The 17,429-nt window shown below is 72.3% G+C and carries 15 protein-coding genes, 3 tRNA genes and 2 pseudogenes; 10 read left to right on the forward strand and 10 right to left on the reverse strand.

Going from position 1 to position 17,429, the window contains the following annotated elements; genetic code table 11:
* Positions 1 to 17 precede the first annotated feature (17 nt).
* Genes ABZ562_RS25980 through ABZ562_RS25990 form a run of 3 tightly spaced genes read left to right on the forward strand, consistent with a single transcriptional unit; the run spans position 18 to position 3,869 of the window.
* On the forward strand, positions 18 to 1,715 hold the full coding sequence (locus ABZ562_RS25980; protein ID WP_361484040.1) for a prenyltransferase/squalene oxidase repeat-containing protein: 1,698 nt from the start codon (positions 18 to 20) through the stop codon (positions 1,713 to 1,715).
* Positions 1,712 to 2,995, forward strand: a complete 1,284-nt coding sequence (locus ABZ562_RS25985; protein WP_361484042.1) for an NAD(P)/FAD-dependent oxidoreductase — start codon at positions 1,712 to 1,714, stop codon at positions 2,993 to 2,995. Before ABZ562_RS25980 ends, ABZ562_RS25985 begins: the two co-directional genes overlap by 4 nt.
* A gap of 13 nt (positions 2,996 to 3,008) precedes the next feature.
* Entirely contained in the window at positions 3,009 to 3,869 is an 861-nt protein-coding gene (locus ABZ562_RS25990; protein WP_361484044.1) for a TauD/TfdA family dioxygenase, read from the forward strand.
* Positions 3,870 to 3,972: 103 nt separating this feature from the next.
* Here the strand turns inward: ABZ562_RS25990 and ABZ562_RS25995 are convergent, their stop codons facing one another.
* Together ABZ562_RS25995 and ABZ562_RS26000 are read right to left on the reverse strand one after the other, a co-directional pair.
* Entirely contained in the window at positions 3,973 to 4,953 is a 981-nt protein-coding gene (locus tag ABZ562_RS25995) for a sulfotransferase (protein ID WP_361484046.1), read from the reverse strand.
* A gap of 117 nt (positions 4,954 to 5,070) precedes the next feature.
* Entirely contained in the window at positions 5,071 to 6,105 is a 1,035-nt protein-coding gene (locus ABZ562_RS26000) for an aldo/keto reductase (protein WP_361484048.1), read from the reverse strand.
* 82 nt (positions 6,106 to 6,187) lie between these two features.
* Between ABZ562_RS26000 and ABZ562_RS26005 the strand changes: the two genes are divergently transcribed.
* From ABZ562_RS26005 to ABZ562_RS26015, 3 genes are all read left to right on the forward strand, one after another.
* Positions 6,188 to 6,805: a TetR/AcrR family transcriptional regulator gene (locus tag ABZ562_RS26005; protein ID WP_361484050.1), complete on the forward strand. Its 618-nt coding sequence runs from the start codon at positions 6,188 to 6,190 to the stop codon at positions 6,803 to 6,805.
* A gap of 81 nt (positions 6,806 to 6,886) precedes the next feature.
* Positions 6,887 to 7,108 carry a type II toxin-antitoxin system VapB family antitoxin gene (locus ABZ562_RS26010; protein ID WP_361484052.1) on the forward strand — a complete coding sequence of 74 codons (222 nt, stop codon included), beginning with the start codon at positions 6,887 to 6,889 and terminating at the stop codon, positions 7,106 to 7,108.
* Between the two features lie 292 nt (positions 7,109 to 7,400).
* The gene (locus ABZ562_RS26015; RefSeq protein WP_361484054.1) at positions 7,401 to 7,757 is read left to right on the forward strand and encodes a hypothetical protein; all 357 of its coding nucleotides are present in this window, start codon (positions 7,401 to 7,403) and stop codon (positions 7,755 to 7,757) included.
* 100 nt (positions 7,758 to 7,857) lie between these two features.
* Here ABZ562_RS26015 and ABZ562_RS26020 read toward each other — a convergent pair whose 3' ends face one another.
* Entirely contained in the window at positions 7,858 to 8,211 is a 354-nt protein-coding gene (locus ABZ562_RS26020; RefSeq protein ID WP_361484056.1) for a VOC family protein, read from the reverse strand.
* Positions 8,212 to 8,430: 219 nt separating this feature from the next.
* Here ABZ562_RS26020 and ABZ562_RS26025 point away from each other — a divergent pair, with 219 nt between their 5' ends.
* Both ABZ562_RS26025 and ABZ562_RS26030 read left to right on the forward strand, forming a co-directional pair.
* The gene (locus ABZ562_RS26025; protein ID WP_361484058.1) at positions 8,431 to 9,648 is read left to right on the forward strand and encodes a helix-turn-helix transcriptional regulator; all 1,218 of its coding nucleotides are present in this window, start codon (positions 8,431 to 8,433) and stop codon (positions 9,646 to 9,648) included.
* Positions 9,649 to 9,817: 169 nt separating this feature from the next.
* The gene (locus tag ABZ562_RS26030) at positions 9,818 to 10,408 is read left to right on the forward strand and encodes a hypothetical protein (RefSeq protein WP_361484060.1); all 591 of its coding nucleotides are present in this window, start codon (positions 9,818 to 9,820) and stop codon (positions 10,406 to 10,408) included.
* A gap of 57 nt (positions 10,409 to 10,465) precedes the next feature.
* Here ABZ562_RS26030 and ABZ562_RS26035 read toward each other — a convergent pair.
* The 5 genes from ABZ562_RS26035 to ABZ562_RS26055 form a co-directional block, all read right to left on the reverse strand.
* Positions 10,466 to 10,539: transfer RNA gene (locus ABZ562_RS26035), tRNA-Phe, on the reverse strand.
* Between the two features lie 4 nt (positions 10,540 to 10,543).
* Positions 10,544 to 10,618 (reverse strand) — tRNA-Asp (locus ABZ562_RS26040).
* Between the two features lie 138 nt (positions 10,619 to 10,756).
* Entirely contained in the window at positions 10,757 to 11,947 is a 1,191-nt protein-coding gene (locus ABZ562_RS26045) for a hypothetical protein (RefSeq protein ID WP_361484062.1), read from the reverse strand.
* Positions 11,941 to 13,173, reverse strand: coding sequence for a glucarate dehydratase family protein (locus tag ABZ562_RS26050; protein ID WP_361484064.1), 1,233 nt, complete (start codon positions 13,171 to 13,173; stop codon positions 11,941 to 11,943). The genes ABZ562_RS26045 and ABZ562_RS26050 overlap by 7 nt, the downstream gene beginning before the upstream one ends.
* 8 nt (positions 13,174 to 13,181) lie before the next feature.
* Positions 13,182 to 14,081, reverse strand: coding sequence for a 5-dehydro-4-deoxyglucarate dehydratase (locus ABZ562_RS26055; RefSeq protein WP_361484066.1), 900 nt, complete (start codon positions 14,079 to 14,081; stop codon positions 13,182 to 13,184).
* A 488-nt stretch (positions 14,082 to 14,569) separates the two neighbouring features.
* On the opposite strand from ABZ562_RS26055, the pseudogene ABZ562_RS26060 reads away from it, so the two are divergent.
* A pseudogene (locus tag ABZ562_RS26060) lies at positions 14,570 to 15,076 on the forward strand (beta-galactosidase); the annotation flags it as partial.
* An 81-nt stretch (positions 15,077 to 15,157) separates the two neighbouring features.
* On the opposite strand, the gene ABZ562_RS26065 reads toward ABZ562_RS26060, so the two are convergent.
* Positions 15,158 to 15,230 (reverse strand) — tRNA-Glu (locus ABZ562_RS26065).
* Positions 15,231 to 15,333: 103 nt separating this feature from the next.
* Positions 15,334 to 16,802: pseudogene (locus ABZ562_RS26070) on the reverse strand (metallophosphoesterase).
* A gap of 248 nt (positions 16,803 to 17,050) precedes the next feature.
* Between ABZ562_RS26070 and ABZ562_RS26075 the strand changes: the two are divergent.
* A complete protein-coding gene (locus ABZ562_RS26075; protein WP_055545487.1) occupies positions 17,051 to 17,401 on the forward strand; it encodes a metallopeptidase family protein in 351 nt (116 codons plus the stop codon).
* Positions 17,402 to 17,429: the final 28 nt, after the last annotated feature.

Genomic DNA, 17,429 nt, shown 5'->3' on the forward strand with positions numbered 1-17,429 from the left:
CCTCACCCTCGACACCCTTGACCGGCCGGATCGACGCCGCCGTCACGGCCGGGGCCGAGGCGCTCTTCGCCCGGCGGCGCCCGGACGGGGTGTTCGCTCCCGACGCGGCGGAGGACCGCTTCTCCCCGGCGAACACCGCCCTCGCCCTCATCGCCCTGCACCTCGCCCGGGCGACGGGCCCCGACACCGCCCACGGCGTCGACCGGCTGATCGAGGCGCAGCGCGACAGCGGCGGATGGGCCATGCGCGGGGTGCCCGACGAGGTGCTGACCACCGCCGTCGTCACCGACGCGCTCGACCTGGCCGCCCCGCGCGACGCGGCCGGCGCCACCCACGCCGTACGCGCCGGACGGCGGCGGCTGGCCGAGCTGGGCGGGCCCGAGGCGCTGCCGGAGCCGGTGATGGCGGGGCTGATCCGGCAGTTCGACGTCCTCGCGGGCCGGCTGGACGAGTCGGCGCTGCCCCGCCTCCCGCTGGAGGCGCTGCTGCTGCGCGGGCCCGCCCGGCGGCAGCTCAGCCTGCGGCTGCCGATCCTCGCGAGCATGGCGCTCGGCCAGGCCACGGTGCGCCGCCGCACCCAGGGGCTGGTACGGCGGCGGCTCAACGCCCTGGCCCGGCCCGCCGCGCTGGCCGTCGTCCGCGAGGCGTACGAACGGGAGGGCGGGTGCGGGGCGTTCAGCACCGATCCCTGGCTGACCGGCCTCATCTGCGTCGGCACCACCCGCTCCGGCCTCGCCCCGGACATCGTGCGCGCCGCCACCGCGTGGCTGCGGTCGGCGGCCGGCGCGGACGGCGGGTGGGAGCTGATGCCGCTGGACGTCACCTGGTCGAGCTTCGCCGCCTCCGCCCTCCTGGAGGCGGGGTACGCCCAGGACCCCCGGCTGACGCCGACCCGCGCGATGTTCCACGAGCGCCAGCAGAACACCCCCTTCGCCGCCCTCGCCTGCCCGCCCGGCTACTGGGGCTTCTCCAGCGCCCACAGCTGGCCCATGGCGCTGGAGACCGCGGAGATCAGCTCGGTGCTGCTGCGCCTCCCCGGCGGCGGTGACGATCCGCACGTACGGCGCGGCATCGACTGGCTGACCCGAATGCAGGACGCGGCGGGCTCCTGGAGCCTGGCCGTGCGGAACAGCAAGCCGGGCGGGTTCGGCCCCTGCCCGCAGATGACGGCCAAGGCGGTCCGCGCGCTGCTGGACCACGGCGCGGGCGCCGACGACCGGCGCGTGGTGAAGGCCGTGCGCTGGCTCATCTCGCGGCAGCGGGCGGACGGTTCGTACGAGGCCCTGTGGTACCGGGGCCGTACGGCGGGTACCGCGGTGGTGCTGGAGACGCTGTGCCGCACGGTGGGCGCCGCGCATCCGGCGGCCGCACGGGCGGGCGCGTGGCTGCTGCGCACGCAAGCCGACGACGGCTCCTGGGGCGACGGCGAACCAACCGACGGCGAAGCGGCCGGCGGCACCGTGGAGGACACCGCCTGGGCCCTGTACGGGCTGCTCGCCGCGGGCCACGACCCCGGATCGCGGCCCGTGACGGCCGCCGCCCGCTATCTGACGGACGCCCAGCGGCCGGACGGCGGCTGGGCCGGATCGCCGGTGAACGAGTACATCCGCTTCTGCTACCGCTACGCGGACGACACGATCGCCTCCGGCCTCGCCCTCCGCGCCCTGGCCAAACTGCGCACGGCATCCCTCGGGCCGGCGGAGGGCACCGCATGAGCGAGAGCACGCGGTACGACGCCGTCGTCTGCGGGGCCGGAGCCGGAGGGCTCGCCTCCGCGCACGCCCTGGGCGCGCTGGGCCTGCGCGTCCTCGTCGTCGACAAGCAGCCCAGGATGCGCCCGGTCGCCAAGGGCGAGGTGCTGCAGCCCGGCGCGCTGCGCGTGCTGCGCCGCTGGGGCACCGAGCGGCTGCTGGAGCAGCGGGCCGGGGTACGGCTGGGCCGCCTGGTGGTCCGCGACCCGGCCGGGGCGCCGCTGATGGCGCTGGACTACGGCAGGCTCCCCGAGGGCGACCGATGGCTGCTCTCCCACGACCACCTGGCCATCCTGGACGCGCTGGCCGAGGGGCTCGGCCCGACCGTGGAGGTGCGCCGGGGCGCCCTGGTCGAGGAGGCCCTGCGCGACGGCTCGGGCCGGGTCGGCGGCGTGGCGATCACCGAGGGCGGGCGGCGGTACGAGGTCCGCGCGCCGCTGACGGTCGCCGCGGACGGCATCTCGTCCCGGCTGCGCCGCGCCGCGGGCATCGACGCCCGGCGCGTGGACTACCCGCACCGCCTGGTGTCGTTCGACCTCGCGGGCGCGCCCCGCCCGGACGACTTCTCGGCGTACCTCAGCCCGCGCGGGCTGAGGCTGGTGTACGCGCTGCCCGGCGACCGGGTGCGGCTGTACGTCCAGACCGCGCCCGACGAACTGCGCGGCGGCCGCGACCGGTCGGCCCTGGCCGCCTGGGCCGAGGGGGTGGTGGCGGAGGTGCCCGCGCTGGAACCCCTGTCCGGGCCGCTGCTCGCCGGTCTGGACAGCAGGCAGATGCTGCCGGTGTCCCGTTTCCTCTCGCCCCGGCTGGCCGTCCCCGGGATGGCCTTCGTCGGCGAGGCCGCGTACGCCGTACACCCGATGGCCGCCCAGGGCATGAACACCGCGATCACCTGCGCGGCCTCCCTGGCCGACCACCTCGGCCGCTTCGGCGCCGCCGACGGCGCGCCGTCACCCGCCACCGTGGACGCCGCCCTCCGCGCCTACCAGGCGGAACGGCGGCCGATCCTCGCCCAGGCCGCCACCACCAGCGACAACGCGGCCCGCATGGTCACCGACCTGACCTGGCGCGGCCGGGTCGTGGGGCGGCGGGCGGTCCGCTTCACCGGACGCAATCCGCGGCTGCTGCACACCGTCACGTACAACATGTCCGGCCTGGGCCCCCGGCCGATGACGTTCCTGGACCGCCTCCACCAGCTCGGCGTCCTGCCCGACCCCCGCGCCCACCGCGTCCCCCAGACCTGAAAGGCCAGTGTTCATGCAGAAACAGGAAGCAGTCGTACGCCCGGTGTCCGGCGCCCTCGGCGCGGAGATCTTCGGGATGGACCTGACGGCCATCAATGACGCCGACTTCGAGCGGATCCGCGAACTGCTGCTGCGCTACCTGGTGATCTTCTTCCCGGACCAGTCCCACCTCACCCCGGAGGCCCACATCGCCCTCGGCAAGCGCTTCGGCGAGGTGGAGGTCCACCCGTTCCTGCCGAAGGTCGAGGGTTATCCGGAGCTGGCGCTGATCGAGTCCGACAAGGGCGGCAAGGCCGATGAGTGGCACATCGACGTCACCTTCAGCCCCAACCCGCCGGTTGCCTCCATCCTGCACCTGGTCACCTGCCCGGAGTCCGGCGGCGACACGATGTGGAGCAACCAGTACCTGGCGTACGAGACGCTGTCCGAGCCGTACCGCGAGATGCTCGACGGGCTGACCGCCGTGCACGTCCTCAAGGCGCCCGAGGTCGGCGAGATGAAGGCCGAGCACCCGGTGGTGCGGGTCCACCCGGAGACCGGGCGCCGCTCGCTGTACGTCACCCGCATGTGGTCCTCGCACATCCCGCAGCTCAGCAGGCACGAGAGCGACACGGTCCTGCAGTTCCTCTTCGAGCACTCCGAGCAGCCCGCCTTCAACTGCCGCTACCGCTGGCAGCCGGGCGCGGTGGCCATGTGGGACAACAGGGCGACCCAGCACCTGGCCATCAACGACTACTCCGCCTACCGCAAGGGCCAGCGGGTCACCATCCTCGGCGACCACCCGACCGGCGACGCCCCGCGCTGGAAGAACTACGAGCGGCGCGGCGACGAGCGCTACTACCCGCGCCGCGTCAACGCCAAGGCGGGCTACTGACGCCGCCGCCGTACGGCCCCGGGCCGCCCCGGGGCCGTACGGCGTGCGGCGCCGGGGCCGTACGACGCGGCCGACACCGGCCGTACGGCGAGGGCGGCGCCTCCTACACCCCCAGCGCCCGCGTCCCCGCCGCGACGCTCTCCCGCAGCGCGGCCAGCTCCTCCGGCGGCAGCCGCTCGGCGCTGCCCCGCCGCCCGCCGTCCAGCAGCACCCGCGCCCCGGCCAGCCATCCGTCCAGCGGCTCGACGCCGAGGTGCTCCGCCAGGCGGATGAGTTCGGCGTCGGGTGCGTCGAGCAGCGCCTCGTACGCCAGCGGCAGCACCAGCCCCCCGGGCAGCGCGTCGAGGTACCCCAGCCCCTCGATCACCGTGTCCGACCACAGCCGCCCGAAGGCGGCCAGCGGCACGGGCCGCGTCAACAGGGGCCCCACCTCGGCGCTTTCGTCGCCCATCAGCGCGGCCAGCTCGCCGGGGACGTCGCCGCCCTCCCGCGTCAGCTGGATCATCCGGAAGCCGGGGTGGCGGCTCATCGACAGCGCGCAGTCGGCCCCGTCCCGGTACAGATGGACGAACCGCGCCTCGGGGAACACCTCCCGCAGCCGGGGCACCAGCCGCAGCGAGTAGCCGGACCGCTCCACCACCGCCCGGCTGCCGAACCGCTCGGCCAGCGCGTCGAACAGCGCCCGGTGATGCTCCCCGACCGGCCCCCGGGGCCGCCCGCACACCACGGGCCGCAGCGCGTCGAACAGCGCGTCCGGGTCGTCGCTCAGATGCGGCAGCGTCGTCATCGCCACCGCCGGAATCCCGCCCCCGGCCGCCGAGAACCGGCCTCCCGAGCCGGGATACGTGTGCTCCGGCAGCCCGAAGCCCTCCCGGATGAGCCGATTGGCGAACGCGGGCGGGGTCGCCAGGATCTCCCAGAACTCCTCCCCGGACAGCGCACCCTCGGGCAGCGCGCTCGGCTCCAGCGAGGCCATCAGCTCACTCAGGCTGAGGATGTGGGGGTGCAGACGCAGCACCTCCGACAGGGCGGTGGAACCGCACCGCCCGGTTCCGACGACGAAGGTCAACGGCCGTGCTGGCATGTCTCTCCCGGAGCGTTGAGGGGACGCCGGGACCGACCATTTCCAGCCCCGGACTCCTGTGCGGCCCGTACCCACCCGTCCCGCCCGTACCCCTGTCCCCACCCCTTACCAGGGCGATCACCACAGTGGCGGGTTGAGCCGGGCGAATCCTTCCTGCCGCTGGTAGGGGAAGTACGGGTAGGGGGCCGTCCTGCCGCTCGCCGCGTCGAGCTTCGCCACCTGGCCGGGCGTGAGCTCCCAGCCGATGGCGCCGAGGTTCTGGCGGAGTTGTGCCTCGTCGCGGGCGCCGATGATGACGGAGGAGACGGTCGGCCGCCGCAGCAGCCAGTTGAGGGCGATCTGCGGTACGGCCTTGCCGGTCTCCTCGGCGATCTCGTCGAGGGCGTCGACGATGCCGTAGAGGTGGTCGTCGTCGACGGGCGGACCGTAGTCGGCCGTCTGATGCAGTCGGCTGTGCGCCGGCAGCGGCGCGCCGCGCCGCACCTTTCCGGTGAGCCGCCCCCAGCCCAGCGGGCTCCAGACGAGCGCCCCCAGCCCCTGGTCGAGCCCGAGGGGCATCAGCTCCCATTCGTAGTCGCGTCCGATGAGGGAGTAGTAGACCTGGTGCGCCACATAGCGCTGATGGCCGCGCTCCTCGGCGAGGGCGAGGGACTTCATCGCCTGCCAGCCGGAGAAGTTGGAGATCCCGGTGTAGCGGATCTTTCCTGCCCGGACGAGATCGTCGAGCGTGGACAGGACTTCCTCGATGGGCGTACCGGCGTCGAAGGCGTGCAGCTGGAACAGGTCGATGTAGTCGGTGCCGAGCCGGCGCAGGGCGTTCTCGCACGCGGTGATCAGACGCGATCGGGACGTACCGGCGTCCCCCGGGCCGTCGCCCGTCGGCAGGCCGGTCTTGGTGGAGATGATCACCTGATCCCGGCGGCCCTTGACCGCCGCGCCCAGCACCTCCTCGGACGCGCCGTCGGAGTAGACGTCGGCGGTGTCGAACATCGTGAGCCCCGCGTCGAGGCAGATGTCCACGAGCCGGCGTGCCTCGTGCGCGTCGGTGGTGCCCCAGGCACCGAACAGCGGCCCCCGGCCACCGAAGGTGCCGGCCCCGAAGCTCAGGACGGGGACCTGGAGTCCGGATGCGCCCAGCCGTCTGTATTCCATGACCAGCCCCTCTAATGGTTCTGTGGTTCCGTTAATCTGAAAGCTAGCAGAGCCGAGCGACTAATGGAACGGGAGTCCCGTTATGGCGGATGGTCGAGATGCCGACGCGGATCCGGGGACGGTCCGCCCCGGAGGCCGCACGGCCAGGGTCAGGGCGGCGGTCCTGCGGGCGGCCGGGGACACCCTGGCCGAGCAGGGCTTCGCCCACCTCGACCTCGCGGACATCGCGCGCCGCGCCGAGGTGGGCAAGACGACCGTCTACCGCCGCTGGCGCACCGTGACCGCGCTGGTGGCCGACCTGCTGACGGACATGGCCGAGCAGTCGCTCCCGCGCACCGAGACCGGCTCGCTGCTCGGCGACCTGACGGCCAACGCCCGGCTCGTGCGGCGGACCTTGACCGACCCGCGGCAGGGAGCGCTGTTCAAGGCGGTGATCGCGGCCGCCACCTGCGACCCGAAGACGGCCGAGGCACTGCACCGCTTCTACGAGATCCGGGTCGAGGAGTGGGCGCCCTGTGTCCAGCAGGCCATCGACCGGGGGGAAGCCCCCGAGGGCACCGACACCCACGAGGTCATCCGGGCCGTCTCCGCCCCCCTCTACCACCGCCTCCTCACCAGCGGCCTCCCGCTGGACGAAGCGGCCGCCGACCGCGCCGCCGAGGCCGCCGCGGCGGCGGCGCGGGCCGGAGCGTACGCGTGAGTCTCGGGTGCCCCATGCGTGCGTGCTTGTCGGCGGCGCATGCTCCTACGTACGTAACCAACATCGCGTGGGAGGGGCGGCATGTCCGTGACCCAGATCGACATCGACGATGACGCACTGGAACGGGTAATGGCACTGTCCAAGGTCAGGACCAAGAAGGAAGCGGTCAATCTCGCGCTTCACTTCTACGCCGAGCAGCAGGAACGGGCAGCGCGCATCAGTCGGCACTTCGAACGTGCGCAGAACTGGGGCGCCGTCGAGGACGCCGAACAGCTTCACCAAGCGGAGAAGCGCACCCGGTGATGTACCTGCTCGACACCTCTGGCCTCGTTCGGCTGCTTCGCTGCCCCAAGCTGCCATCAACGCGGGCCGCTGGGTCGGTTCCACGGCGGTGATCGTCGCGTGCAGCAGCACCAGGATCGCCATCCCCAGATGCCGCACCCGGGGGCATCCGGTTCCGCGGTGCACCCGTACACTCCCCACCCTTCCCTCGTTCGTAGCATTTTCATACCTTCACGCCGTATTTTCCGCCGCGCCTGGTCACCCTTTCCACGGTGTCGGTCCCGTCGAGGGCCCCGCGACGAAAGGAAGACACATGCGTGGAAGGCTCGTCATCGCCGCCGGTGCATTGGCCATGGCCCTGACGCCAGGCGTCGCGTGGGCGGCGCACGGCGGCGGAGGCCAGGAGGCCGGTGGCCACGGCGGCGAGGGAGCGCCGGGATACGAGTTGGTCTCACTGCCCAACGAGAACGTCCCGAAATTCGAGCGGCGCACGGTGTACTGCCCCGACGGCAAGAAGGTCCTCGGCGGCGGCGCCGAGGCCCGCGGCAACACCGCCATCCTCGTCGGCAGCTTCCCCACCGACGACGGAACCGGCTGGATCGGACGGGGCCGGCAGACCGACACCGACAACGTGGGCATCAGCGTCTTCGCCATCTGCGCCGACGTCTGACCGGCACGGCTCCGACGGGATCCATGGCCGCGCATCCGCACGGACAAAGGCCCCGACGGACGATTCCATCGGGGCCTCTGGGCCTGTGCCTGTGCCGCTGTCACTGACTCCGCTGGCCAAGGACACAGAACTCATTGCCCTCGGGGTCTGCCATGACCACCCACGGCTGGTCACCCTGACCAATGTCGACACGCTTCGCGCCAAGAGCCTCAAGGCGAGCCACCTCGGCATCCTGGTCATCAGGCACGAAGTCGAGATGCAGCCGGCTCTTGGCCTTCTTGCTCTCATCAAGCAGTACGAACTCCACCCCCGGCGAGCGATCCGGCTCCGGGCGGATGGCGAACTCCACATCAGAGGTGTGGACGACAACCCAGCCAAGAGCCTCGGCCCACCACTGCCCCAGGGCCGCCGGATCTGCCGAGTGAACGATGACATTTCTCCATTCCAAGGCCATCGGCCGAGCTTAGAACGGCCAGGCCTCGAGGAGCAGGCGCTTTTCCGCGTCAACTCGATCAGCTGGCCTGCGCGGCGAGCGTGAGCGAACCACCTGTCGATGGTTGACACCGCTTGCCTCGCTCCTGGTCCCGGAGGATGCACTTTCGTGTGTGGCACCTCACGACGCCGCTCGCCGGGCGTACCGTAGCTGAAAGGCCGTCTGGTGGGGGTGTGCACCATGAGTGACAAGACCATGGGCGATCGCCTCGGTGAGCTCCGTCGGTACCGCGATGTCACCCAAGAAGGGCTGGCAGAGCGGTCGGGAGTACACGTCGACACCATCCGCAAGCTGGAGCAGAACATCCGGCAGTCGGCGCGCCTGTCCACCCTCCGGGCCTTGGCGAGGGCGCTCGACACGGAGCTGGACCGACTCCTGGGGCAGCCCACCGTGACCACGGAACTCTCCGACGACGGCGGCCTGCTCGCCCTTCGCGACGCCATCCAGGACATCAGCGTGCTGCCCGGTGTTCCTACTGACGGCCTCGATGAGGATCCCCCCTCAGCCGAGGTGTGGATGGACCAGGTCCGCGCGGCCACGTCGCTCTACTGGAAGGGCGGTTACAGCAAGCTCGCCGGCTCGTTGCCGCTCGTCCTGCGCGATGGGCGCGCGGTCGCCCGGGAGACGGCTGGTTCACTCGTGGAACAGGTCTGGAAGCAACTCGCGCTCGCCTACCAGCTCGCGGCCAGCCTTGCCGCGCAGGCCGGTCACCCCGACTGGGCTTTCGAAGCTGTGGCGAAGCAACTGCACGCGGCGCAGCGGGCGTCCGATCCGCTGATGGAGGGCATGGGTGTGTCCACGCTCTCGTGGGTGCTGCTGCGACAGGGCCGCTGGGAGGATGCCCAGGCGGTCGCCGAGCGGAAGGCGGACACCCTGGAGCCGTCGATGCGGGGCGGGACGAACGCCCAGTACGCGGTGTACGGAAATCTGCTCGTGGCCGCTGCCACGCCCGCCGCGCGCCGGGATCGCAAGGATGACGCCGATCAGTTCCTCAACCTCGCCGAGGCTGCGGCCGTACGGTCCGGCCCGGTGCGTGCGTACGGGACGGCGTTCTCTCAGGTCGACGTGAAGACGCAGATCGTCAACGTCGCCATGGCGGGGACCGACCCGGACCCGGCGAGGGCGCTGGAGGCATCGCAGGATGTGCGGCACGAGTTGATCAAGCGCCCTGTGCATCTGGCGGCTCACCGGCTGGACGTGGCCCAGGCGCAGTACCAGACCGGTGACAACGAGGGCGCGCTGGAGACGCTGCTGGAGGTGGAAGCCGATCAGCCCGAGTGGATCCGGTACCAGACCCTCGCGAGGGCCACTGTCCTGGAGATGCGCGAGGAGGAGAAACGGCGCAACACCCGGCTCCGCGGACTGGCCGCCCGGCTCGGAGTCGAGCCCGCGCTCTGACTGGGACGTGACGTCCTAGCCGATCCCTATTGCCCCAATGTCTGGTGCACCGCGTCACTGGGTTGTGGTCGCGCGCATACCTAGCGTGAGCCGCACGATGGCGCCGCTGGCCTCATGCCCGCAAGGGCAGTGGTCAGCGCCGCTCCGCGCAGACCGCAGGAGAGACCGCGTGACGACCAGAGCCTTGTCGTGGACCCCGCCGAACGATGCCGATGTTGAGGCGTTACCGGTAGGCCGCTGGTGGGACGCCGTGCGTGCGACCGCCGCCGTGGGCAACCGGGCCCTGGAGGTGCTCGGCGAGGCTTCCGGTGCCGTCATTCAGGACGACGGGTACGGCACCTTGTACTGGCTGATCGAGACGGGCAGCGCGAGGAGCTGGCACCTGCGCCAAGTACGGGTCCTCACCGCGCTGGCCGACGAAACCACCCTGCTGGGCGTGCCGCCCGCGCACTGGATCACCGGACACAGTACCTACTGGCGGGTGCCCCTCACCCAGGATCGGCGCCTGACCGATGCCGTACGGCTGCACGATGCGTTGGCACAGGCGGTCCGCGACGTCCTGGGCCCCGTCCCAGGCGGTCGCCAACTCTGCTACCGCTGCCAGCTACCGACCGACGAACCGATCCTCGTGGCGATGGAGCATGGAGGCAGCGTCGGTGGCCCACCGATCTACGCCTGCCCGCAGCACGCGCCCAGCTTCGCGCAACAACGCGATCCCTGGACCGGACGTGCCGCCATGAATGACCAGCGTCAGCCGTAGGCGTCACCGGCCACGAAGAAGCCCCCTCCGGGCGAACCGGGAGGGGGCTTTCGGCGGTGGCTGGGGCCGGGGTCGAACCGGCGACCTTCCGCTTTTCAGGCGGACGCTCGTACCAACTGAGCTACCCAGCCGCAGCGGTCCTGACGGGATTTGAACCCGCGGCCTCCACCTTGACAGGGTGGCGAGCACTCCAAACTGCTCCACAGGACCTTGCGTGTGTACGAGAACGAGTCTCGCACAGGGCGGCGTACGGGCCTAACGGGTTTCCGCTGAGGGGGTCGTACTGCCTGCGATCTTCTCGGCGGAGATTTTTGCTTTCCCCCGCGTCGATGTCGCTGGATCAGCGTATCAGACCTCAGGCCCTGTCCTGACCGCGCCGAGGGCCGTGCCGGGGGCCGTGCCGAGGACCGCGCGGAGGGCGGTGCGGATGGCGGTGCGGATGGCGCTCAGGCGGGCTGGGGAGGCGAGGCCCGCGTGGTAGAGGTGCAGCTCGTCCGCGCCCGCGGCCAGGCAGGTGGTCCATTCGGCGGCCAGTGCCGACGGGTCCGCCGGGCGGGGTGGGAGGGCCGGGACGTAGGCGGCGAGGCGGGTGTCCGGGGCGGCCAGGGGGCGCAGGGCGGTGAGGTTGGCGGCGCCCTGGCCGGCGCTGGTCCAGGCGGAGGCGACCAGGGTGGTCACGGGCAGGGCGGGGGCGTCGGCGATCGTCGCGAAGGGGCCCGTGGCCCAGGGGTCCGCGCTCGCGTGCAGGGTCAAGGGGAGGGGGCCGGAGGCGGCCGCCAGCACCTCGCGGCGCAGGTCAGCGGTGAGGGTGGTGCGGATCTCCCGCAGGGTCGACAGCAGGGCGGGGGAGAGCGGGGCACTCCCGTCTACGGCATCCATGACCTGGTGGCGCAGGTGGCGGGGGTCGAGGCCGGCCGCCTCGTAGCGGGCCAGGCAGGACCCGCAGAAGCACCACGACAGGAGGCGGTCCACGGAAGCGTCCCAGTCCGCGCCCTCGGTCTTCTCGTGGTGGCCGCCGTGCCCCAGGCCCAGCGGGCCGCACGCCTCCAGGACCAGGCCGTCCGGTTCGCCCACGGTCAGGACCTCCCGCACCAGCGTGGTGCAGTACGCCCTGACCTCGGCGGACGAGGGGCACAGGGCGTACGGGTACGGGTCGCCGAAGGCGTTGCGTACGGCGAGGTCGGGGTGGGCGCGGCCGAGGCGGGTGTTGTGGGTGAGGACCGTCCAGGCGTGGACCGGGAGGCCCACGGCGCGCAGCGCGTCGCGGGCCTCCCGGAAGGAGTCGGGGGTCGGCATCCAGGGCGGGGTGGCCGGGGCCAGGCGGGACCCGGCCCACGCCTCGCCCCTGACGGGGAGGTACAGCGCGGCGTGGTGCGCCTCGACCACGCGGTGCGCGGGGTGGAAGGGGGTGGCGGCCCGTACGGAGTGGTACGCGGCGGCCAGGGCCACCGCGTCCACGCCCAGGGCCGCGATCCGCTCGGGGGCGGCCGGGTCGCCGACCACGTCCCAGGGGTACAGATACGCCGTCGCCGTCACCACCGCGGCAGGCCCGCCTGGAAGTCGGGGTTCACGCGCCGCATGTATCCCGTGTCGTCGCGCTTGCGCAGCCCGCAGGTCAGGTAGTTCTCGTGCAGCCGGGCGAGCACGTCCTCGTCCAGCTCGACGCCGAGGCCCGGGCCGGTGGGGACCGGGATCGCGCCGTCCACGAAGGTCAGCGCGCCCGGCCGCACCACGTCGTCCTGGGCGCTCCAGGGGTAGTGGGTGTCGCACGCGTACGTCAGGTTGGGGGTCGCGGCGGCGAGGTGGGTCATGGCGGCGAGGCTGATGCCCAGGTGGGAGTTGGAGTGCATGGACATGCCGAGGCCGAAGGTGTCGCAGATCGTGCCCAGGTGGCGGGTGCGGGTGAGCCCGCCCCAGTAGTGGTGGTCGCCGAGGACGACCTGCACCGCGCCCTGCGCGACGGCCGGCGGGATGTGGTCGAAGGCGACCACGCACATGTTGGTGGCCAGCGGGAGCGGGGACTCGGCGGCGACCCGCGCCATGCCCGGGATGCCGCCGGTGGGGTCCTCCAGGTATTCGAGGACGCCGTCCAGGGCCCGGGCGACCTCCAGCGAGGTCTCGTGCGTCCAGGCGGTGTTCGGGTCGAGCCGCAGCGGATGATCGGGGAACGCCTCGCGGAGGGCGTGGATCGCGGCGATCTCCTGGTCGGGCGGGAAGACGCCGCCCTTGAGCTTGATCGAGCCGAAGCCGTACTGGTCGATCATGCGGCGGGCCTGCGCCGCGACGCCCTCGGGGTCGAGCGCCGCGCCCCACTCGTCCTCGTCCGCGCCCGGGTGCCCGGCCCACTTGTAGAAGAGGTACGCGCTGTACGGGACCGACTCCCGGACCGCACCGCCGAGCAGATCGCTCACCGGGCGGCCCGCCAGCTTGCCCTGGACGTCCAGGCAGGCGACCTCGACGGCCGCGTGCACCCGGCCGAGGTCGAAGGAGGAGATCTTGCCGCCCGCGTGGTCGAAGAGGGTCGCCGCCTGCTCGTACAGCTCGCCCAGCGCGTACACGCTCAGGCCCGCGAGGTGGGGGCGCAGCGCCGCGAGCCGGTCCAGGTGGAGGGTGTCGCCGAACGTCTCGCCGAGGCCCGTCACCCCGTCCTCCGTCACCAGTTGCACGATGCTGCGCAGCGCCCATGGCTCGTGGACGCCGTCCGCGTTGAGCAGGGGCGGGTCGCGGAAGGCGATCGGAGTGATCACCAGGTCCTTGATGCGCATATGTGTGGTCAAACCTGTCCGAGTCCGGCGTCGATGATCTTTTTGAGTTCGGCGAGGTGTTCCTCGCTCGGGTCCACCAGCGGCGGTCGTACCCCGCCGACGTCCAGCCCACGCAGCCGCACCGCCGCCTTGATCAAAGAGATGGCGTAGCCGGGGACCTTGTCCCGCAGGGCGACCAGGGGCTGGAAGAACTCGGACAGCAGCCGTTCCGCGGTCGCGGTGTCGCCGGAGCCGACCGCCCGGTGGAAGGCGAGGGAGGCCTCGGGGGCGAAACAGAACACCGCGGAGGAGTAGAGGTCCACGCCGACGGCCCGGTAGGCGGGCACGGTCATCTCGGCGGTGGGCATGCCGTTGAAGAACTGGAAGTCCTCGCCGACCGTGGAGCGCACGGTGAGCACGATGCGCTGCATCAGGTCGAGGTCGCCGGTGCCGTCCTTGAAGCCGGTCACGCCGGGGATGGAGGCGATGCGGGCGGCGGTCTCGGGGGTGAAGACGGCGTTGCCGCGCTGGTAGACGATCAGGGGCAGCCGGGTGGCGGCGGTGACCTGTTCGACGTACCGGACCAGACCCTCGGGCGGGAAGGTGACCAGGTACGGGGGGAGCAGGAGCAGCCCGTCCGCGCCCGCGCGCTCGGCGGCGCGCGCGAACTGGGCGGCCAGCGGGACCGGGCCGCCCGCGCCCGCGTAGACGGGGGCGCGGCCGCCGGTGACCTCGACGGCGATGCGGACGACGCGTTCGTACTCGCCGGGCTCCAGGCTGTGGAACTCACCGGTGCCGCAGGCGATGAACACCCCGCCGGGACCGGCGGCGACGCCCTGCTCGATATGGGTGGCGAGGGCCTTCTCGTCGACGGTGCCGTCCGCGGCGAAGGGCGTGACGGGGAAGAAGAGCACTCCGGTGAGTCTCATACGGGACCTCATCAGTGGGGACAGAGCGTTCGACGGATGACGGATGACAGGTGACAGATGGTGAAAGGTCGGCGCTGCCTCTACGGCATCCGTCAGCTCTTCAGCGCATCGGCCGTCATCCCGCGGATCAGCGACCGCTGGAGATAATCAGGCTCGGGATAGGCACGAGCAGCGAGAGCGTTCATATAGATGAACACTGGTTATGTTTGCGAATCAGATGGCGGGACATTAGTGCGCCCCGAGGTGGCTGTCAATACTCGCTTCGTTGTGTGTCGCGTTGTTTGCTAAGTCAGAATCGTTGCTTCATATCCCCGCCTGAACAGGGCATCTCTCGAATTTTGCCGAGAGGGTTCCGGACAATGATCAACGGGCACGTGGGACTTCCGGCTCTTCCTCACCGTGGCCCACGCGGAGGCCGCCGAAGCGGTAGGAGGCGGACAGAGAGCAACGCCTGGGAGCCGCTGCCTGTCCCCTCCCACTGGCCCTGCATCGACCTCGCCGTCGACATCGCCCCGGACGGCGAGTGGCCCTGCCCGCTGCCACGCCTCGGGCTGACCATGGGCGTACGGGCGCCGCTGGACTGGATCGAGTGGTACGGCGGCGGCCCCGGCGAGTCGTACCCCGACACCCGGCGCGCGGCGCGCGTCGGCCGCTGGGCGACGACCGTGGACGCGTTCCAGACGCCGTAGGTCTTCCCGCAGGAGAACGGCAGCCGCGGCGACGTCCGCTGGGCCGAGCTGCGCGGCCCGGACGGCGGCGGGCTGCGTATCGAGGGCCGCCCCGCCTTCGCGCTCACCGCGCGCCGCTGGACCACCGGGCAGCTGGAGGCCGCCCGGCACCCGGCCGACCTGATCCCGGGCGAGGTGCTCCACCTCGGCCTGGACGCGGCCCACCACGGCATCGGCACCGCGTCGTGCGGCCCGGGCGTCCTGGCCCCGTACGAGCTGCGGGCCACTCGGACGCGGTTCGGCGTCGGCTTCACCCTGCCGCGCTGAGCGCCGTACGCATCCCTGGGGACAGCACGAAGGCCGCGTCTCGACGAGCGAGACGCGGCCTTCGCACCAAAACGATGTGGGTGCCCCCAACGGGATTCGAACCCGTGCTACCGCCTTGAAAGGGCGGCGTCCTGGGCCACTAGACGATGAGGGCCGATGGCCCACCTGGGCGCCTTCCGGCGCTTTCGGGGACGCGAGAAGCATATGGGATGCCGGTGAGGTTCGCCAAAACGGTTTACGAACCGCTTACGAACCGCTTACGGAGCGGTCGTCGCCGGGGTCGCGCCGGGCCGGTTCTCGGCGGGCAGATGGCGGCTGACCTCGGCCTTGGCCAGCCCGAGCCCGCCCAGATCTATCTCGTCCCAGGCCTGTAGTCGATGGGTGTCCCGGTCCAGGTAGAGGACCGACGCCTGCACCGTGTCGGGCTCGGCGTCGTCCACCGCGCGCAGCCCGCTGCCGCCCGTCGAGCCCTCCGTCATCAGCCGGGTGCCGCCGGGCAGCACCTGCGTCCGGCGGTGGTGGACATGACCGGCGAGGGCGAGCGGGACCGTGCCGTCGGTCTCCTTGGCGGCGAGCGGATTGTGCGCGACGGCGATGTCCACCGGCGCGCCCGCCGCCTTCCGGGCCCGGATCGCGTCGGCCAGCGCCCGGCCCGCCCGGTGCTCGGCGGCGTCCCCGGCCACGGCGGCGGAGCGGTCCGGGGTGAACTGCGGATCGCCGACGCCCGCGATCCGCAGGCCCGCGACGGTCACCGTCCGCCCCTCGTCGACGACGTGGACGCCCTTGCGGCCGGACAGATGGCGCTGCGTCGTCGCCGAGTCGTGATTGCCGCGTACCCATACATAGGGGGCGCCCAGGTCGGAGACCGGCTCGAGGAAGCCGTTCTCGGCGGCGGTGCCGTGGTCCATCGTGTCGCCCGTGTCGACGATCACGTCGATCTTGTACTGCTCGACCAGCGACTGGACGATGTGCCAGGCGGCCGGGTTGAGGTGGATGTCCGATACGTGCAGGACGCGCATCGTCGTCGGGTCGGGCCGGTAGGCGGGCAGGGTCGACGTCGCCTCGTACAGCCGCGTGACATTGGTCACCAGCCGGGCCAGCTCCCGCTGGTACACGTCGAAGTCGGTGACGATGCTGCGCGCGTTGCCGACCACCGAGGGCGCGCTGGACAGCAGCCCCGAATAGCGCGGCTCCAGCACCGACTTCGGGTTCCACGTCGCGTACGCGGCGCCGCCGGAGGCGGCCAGCAGCCCGAGCGCGAGGCCGCCCGCGGCCAGCGCCCGGCGCGGGCGGCGGTAGACGGCCAGGCCCAGCGCGGTGGCGCCGAAGACGACGGCCGCGCAGGAGCGCACCGCCAGGTCCCGGGTGCCGCGGACGACGTCGCCCGCCACCTCCTCCTGCAGCCCGGACAGCCGCTCGGGGTGGTCGACCAGCGCCGCGGACCGGATGGGGTCGAGCCGGTCCACGTCGACGTCGAGGCGGAGCGGGGCGTGGTGGCTGCGGAGTTCGAGGGCGCCGAGCGGCGACACGTTGATCTTGGTGCCGCCGGTGAGGGACGGCCTGAGCGCCATCCGGGTGTCCATCGGGCCCACCGAGGCGTGGACGCTCCCGACGACCAGCAGCCCCATCCAGGCCCCGAGCACGGTCACCGCGGCCAGCCCGACGCGCGGACGGCCGGCCGTGGCCGCTCGGCGGCGGAGGCGAGGGGGAGCGGGTCGCGGGCCATTGGTCCCGTATGCCCGGCCGTACGACCCGCCATTCCCGGCGGCCACCGCCATTCCCGGCGGCCACCGCCATTCCCGGCGGCCACCGCCATTCCCGGCGGCCACCGCCATTCCCGGCGGCCGCCGCCACCACTCCCGGCGGCCGCCGCCACCACTCCCGGCGGCCACCGCCACCACTCCCGGCGGCCACCGCCACCACTCCCGGGCGCGGACCGTCCCGTTCCGGGCTCGGCTGTTCGACAATGGCCACGTGCTGGAGATGACGCGCGAGGAGTTCGAGGAACTGGTCGCCGAGGCGCTGGACCGGATCCCGCCGGAGCTGACACGGCTGATGGACAACGTCGCGGTGTTCGTGGAGGACGAGCCGCCGTCCCACGACCCCGAGCTGCTGGGGCTCTACGAGGGGACGCCGCTCACCGACCGCGGCGAGTGGTACGCGGGCGTCCTGCCCGACCGGATCACCGTCTACCGGGGGCCGACGCTGCGCATGAGCGAGACCCGGGAGGACGTCGTCCAGGAGACCGAGGTGACCGTGGTCCACGAGATCGCGCACCACTTCGGCATCGACGACGAGCGGCTGCACGCCCTCGGCTACGGGTGAGGGGAACCCGTGCGCGACGCACGGGTTA

Origin of the sequence: Streptomyces sp. NPDC019937 (genome assembly GCF_040631655.1) — a bacterium.
In the GTDB taxonomy this organism is placed as follows: Bacteria; Actinomycetota; Actinomycetes; order Streptomycetales; family Streptomycetaceae; genus Streptomyces.

Coding starts and splice junctions, on each gene's coding strand:
- ABZ562_RS25985 (WP_361484042.1), top strand. CDS start 1,712: ATGAGCGAGAGCACGCGGTACGACGCCGTCGTCTGCGGGGCCGGAGCC.
- ABZ562_RS25990 (WP_361484044.1), top strand. CDS start 3,009: ATGCAGAAACAGGAAGCAGTCGTACGCCCGGTGTCCGGCGCCCTCGGC.
- ABZ562_RS25995 (WP_361484046.1), bottom strand. CDS start 4,953: ATGCCAGCACGGCCGTTGACCTTCGTCGTCGGAACCGGGCGGTGCGGT.
- ABZ562_RS26000 (WP_361484048.1), bottom strand. CDS start 6,105: ATGGAATACAGACGGCTGGGCGCATCCGGACTCCAGGTCCCCGTCCTG.
- ABZ562_RS26005 (WP_361484050.1), top strand. CDS start 6,188: ATGGCGGATGGTCGAGATGCCGACGCGGATCCGGGGACGGTCCGCCCC.
- ABZ562_RS26010 (WP_361484052.1), top strand. CDS start 6,887: ATGTCCGTGACCCAGATCGACATCGACGATGACGCACTGGAACGGGTA.
- ABZ562_RS26015 (WP_361484054.1), top strand. CDS start 7,401: ATGCGTGGAAGGCTCGTCATCGCCGCCGGTGCATTGGCCATGGCCCTG.
- ABZ562_RS26020 (WP_361484056.1), bottom strand. CDS start 8,211: ATGGCCTTGGAATGGAGAAATGTCATCGTTCACTCGGCAGATCCGGCG.
- ABZ562_RS26025 (WP_361484058.1), top strand. CDS start 8,431: ATGAGTGACAAGACCATGGGCGATCGCCTCGGTGAGCTCCGTCGGTAC.
- ABZ562_RS26050 (WP_361484064.1), bottom strand. CDS start 13,173: ATGCGCATCAAGGACCTGGTGATCACTCCGATCGCCTTCCGCGACCCG.
- ABZ562_RS26055 (WP_361484066.1), bottom strand. CDS start 14,081: ATGAGACTCACCGGAGTGCTCTTCTTCCCCGTCACGCCCTTCGCCGCG.